The organism is Lentzea sp. NPDC006480 (assembly GCF_040611995.1).
Taxonomy (GTDB): domain Bacteria; phylum Actinomycetota; class Actinomycetes; order Mycobacteriales; family Pseudonocardiaceae; genus Lentzea.
In genome coordinates, this window is record NZ_JBEXPJ010000321.1 from 1 (window position 1) to 3365 (window position 3365).

General features: G+C 67.1%; 1 protein-coding gene and 1 pseudogene. Both read right to left on the bottom strand.

Annotated features, from left to right (window positions below; translation table 11 throughout):
* Nucleotides 1-284: 284 nt before the first annotated feature.
* Complete coding sequence (locus ABZX92_RS45535) at nt 285-1259, bottom strand: ISL3 family transposase (RefSeq protein WP_355572355.1); 975 nt, start codon at nt 1257-1259, stop codon at nt 285-287.
* A 556-nt stretch (nt 1260-1815) separates the two neighbouring features.
* A pseudogene (locus tag ABZX92_RS45540) lies at nt 1816-3365 on the bottom strand (hypothetical protein); the annotation flags it as partial.

Sequence of the window (3365 nt, forward strand, 5' to 3'; positions counted from 1 at the left end):
ATCTCCTTCAGGCGATCACGTTCCCGGCCGTCGAGGTCGTCTGGGTGTTGCAGCATCCACCGGGTCACGTGTCGGACCTTCGGCGGAGCCGGCGTGGCGGGTGGCGGCGCCGACTGTCCGGAAGAGACGGAGGTAGCGGGTCAGCGCTGGATAGCTGCCGGTGTAGCCCTGTTCGCGGATCTCGGCCAGCAGAACCCTCGCCGTGGTGTGCCCTTGGTTCCATCGCTCGCGCAGGTACGGCTCGAACCGCTCCAACGGCCCGGGACGACCGTCCCGCTGCTTGATCAGTAACTCGTCAACGTTCGCGGCCTGAGCGAATCGCCGCACGGTCTTGCGATCCAGTCGCAGCGCCCGAGAGGCGCCGCTGATCGATTCACCTTGAGCCAGCAGCTGGTGCACTGTCTGGTGGTGCTCACGGATGCGGACGACCACGGCCTGCCCCCGACGCGGTCGATGTCCGCGGCGATCGCGATCCGTTCACTATCCAGCGGGGCAGCGGGATCTGGGGCAGGCTCGGGGATGTCGTGGTCGGGATCGCGCAGGTCGTGGCGATGCTGCCTGATCGTCTTCTCGACGTAGCCGGCCAGGCCGTGCCAGAGGTGCCAGCGGTCGGCCACTTGCTGAAGGTCAGGTGCTCCCAGGCGCGCGCCTTCGGCATACGCGCCAGCGCGATCACGACAGATGATGGTCACGCCAGGGTGCGCGCGCACCCACTCTGCGAGGCTGTCCGCGGTGCGGTCCGGGAGCAGGTCGATCGGGCGGTGGGTGGCCATGTCCAGCAAGATGGTCCCGTAGCTGCGGCGGCGTCTGAACGCGAAGTCGTCGACACCCAGCACGGTGACCGACCCGATCACAGGGGCAGGAACGGCACGAACCAACCCCAGCAACGTGTCCCGGCCAGTGACCAGGCCGAGACGACCGGCCAGTCGAGCTCCGGCACGAGCGGCCACCGCGAGCCCGATTGACTCCAGCATTCGGCTCAGCCCCAAACTGCGCTGTGCGTGCGGGCTGGTCACGCCATCTATCTGCTCGGCGAACGTGCTGGCCGGACAGGCCTCGTTGTCGCAGAAGAACCGGTGTATTCGCAGCCACAGCACCACTGGCAGTCCCGCCGCCGGCACGTCACCCACCCGGCGGTCATAGCGGCTATGAACCCGGCTCGATCCGACCCCACACGATGAACAGGCACCCGCGCTCGCCCTGGCACATACCCAGATCCACACGCCGCCCGGTGCCTGCTCGACCTTCTCGACCGCCACGCCGGCCAAAATGCGGCAACAGGACCTCTAACCACTCATGACCACACCAAGATCATGATCTCAGGCCACCAGTCCCTACCCGCAACGGGCCAACGATGTTGATCACGCAACCAGCGACAGAACCCTATTCCGAAGAGCACCATCACCGCCCTCCCCGGCGCCACCCGGACCAGGCTGCCCTCAGCTTCACCGTCCTGCTGCGACAGGGTCAGCGGCGAAGGACTCCCACGTCCACTCGAATCAACAGCGCCTCACGGCGCAAACCGTTCGTTTTACAGTCCCTGGAAGAAAGGTGTCGACGACCGGTTTCGGCATGCTTGATCGTGCGACAAAGGGGCGGATCCGAGGAATCGTGATCTGACACGTCGACCGGGCCTTTTCCGGCAGCCACATGACCTCGAACGGTGGATTGAGCTGGTGAACACCGGTTTTCGTGCGATGGGCGCCTGCGGGTCACGTAACCTGTCGGGCTCTGATGATCGCTGGGCTCTGCGCGTTGAGGTCGCTCATGCCGCCCGATCTTCGGACGGCAAGTCGCGCCGTGTGCGGCAACGCATCAAGGCATACTGTGGGCGTGGCCGTTCGGGGGGTGTGTCATGAGCATGTAGGCGATCGCGGTGGCTGCGTCGTTATCGCCCTGGCTGATCAGGCGGGCTACTACGTCGGTCCACTGATTCGCTAGATGTTCGGGAACGCGGTGCTGGTTCAGGAGGTTCCTGGCTTGGTTACGGGGTGAGTCGGCCGTGTCCTGCTCGGTGGGGAAGCCGGGCAGAGGAGGAAGTCCGAACGCAGGATCTGATCGGTGGTGGTCCAGCATTGGGTCGCTCGGGCCGGTGTCGCTGAGGGGCCACTCACGCGTCTGCATTGATTCTGGCGTTGCGGAGTCCGTGCCCGTGTTCGGCAATCCCGGATCGGAGGCGGTGAAATCGAGCATGCTGAAATCGGACAAGCTGGGATCGGGCGCGCCGAAGTCGAGCGCGTCGGGATCAAGTGCGCCGAAGTCGAGCGCACTGAAGTCGGGCCCGCTGAAGTCGGGTGCGTCGGGGTCGGGTGTGCTGAAGTGGGGTGTGTCGGGGTTGGGTGGGTTGGCGTTAGCCGTGGTTGTGCTGTTGGGGGCGTTCTCGTCGCCGAATAGGTCGGTCCAGTCATCTGTGGCTGGATCGGCGTCGTGGGTGTCGGCCGGTCCGGTCTGGGGAAGTGTGGGGGTGTGGGGGGGTGTTGCCGGTGGCGGGGGGTTCGGGTCGCGCGTCGCCAGGATGTCGATGTCGATTACCGGTTGCGGCGGTGGGCTGGTGGGGCGGGAGGGTCTCGGCGGAGCCGGGTTGTGGGTGTTGGGGTTCGTGGGCTGGCCTTGGAGGACGATGCGTACTCGCCGGTGTTCCCACTGTCCGGTGCTGTGGGCGGCCGGTGCCGGCCCTGGGCGTGTGGCCCGGCTGGCGATCACGTGCACTCGTGCGGGCCGTGGTTGGTCGTCGGGGCTTGTCAGTGATTCTTGCAGCCCCTGGGCCACCAGGCGGGCGTGAGCGAGGCCGGCGGGGCCGTATCCGATCACCTCGGCCCTCCGGTGCGGGCGGGCCCCGTGCCTGGTCCGTGCCGGTGGTGTGCGCAGGGCTTCGGTTATCGGGGACAGCTGCGGATGAGGCAGACCGAGCGTGTCCCACGACTGGGCCCAGGGCAGGATCACGTCCCAGGAACGGGCCTCTCCGGAGCGCAGCCGCAGGGTCGGGTTCGGCACTACGATGACCTGGTCGGTCATCGACGACCTGGTGAACCGGTACGGGGTGCGAAGCCGTGCTACCCAGACCACCTCGGCGGGAGTGCCCGCGGGTATGTCCGTGGTCGTGAAGCTGCCCACCAGCGCCCGCGCGATCCACTCCGCGGCGTGGGCGTGCCCGGGAATCACCGACCGGTCCTGGTCCGGTGTGCTGGTGAGTGCGGTGGTGAGTGCGGTGACCAGGGTCTCGCGTACCTGTCGTAGCCGGTTGTCGGCGCCGCTGAAGACTCCGCCGCCTGTCCATGCCAGCAGACGCTGCTCGACCGTGACGGTGCCGGTCTGCTCGTCGAGCTGCAGATTCAGGCCCTGGGCCACCTCGGTGGCGATCGCGG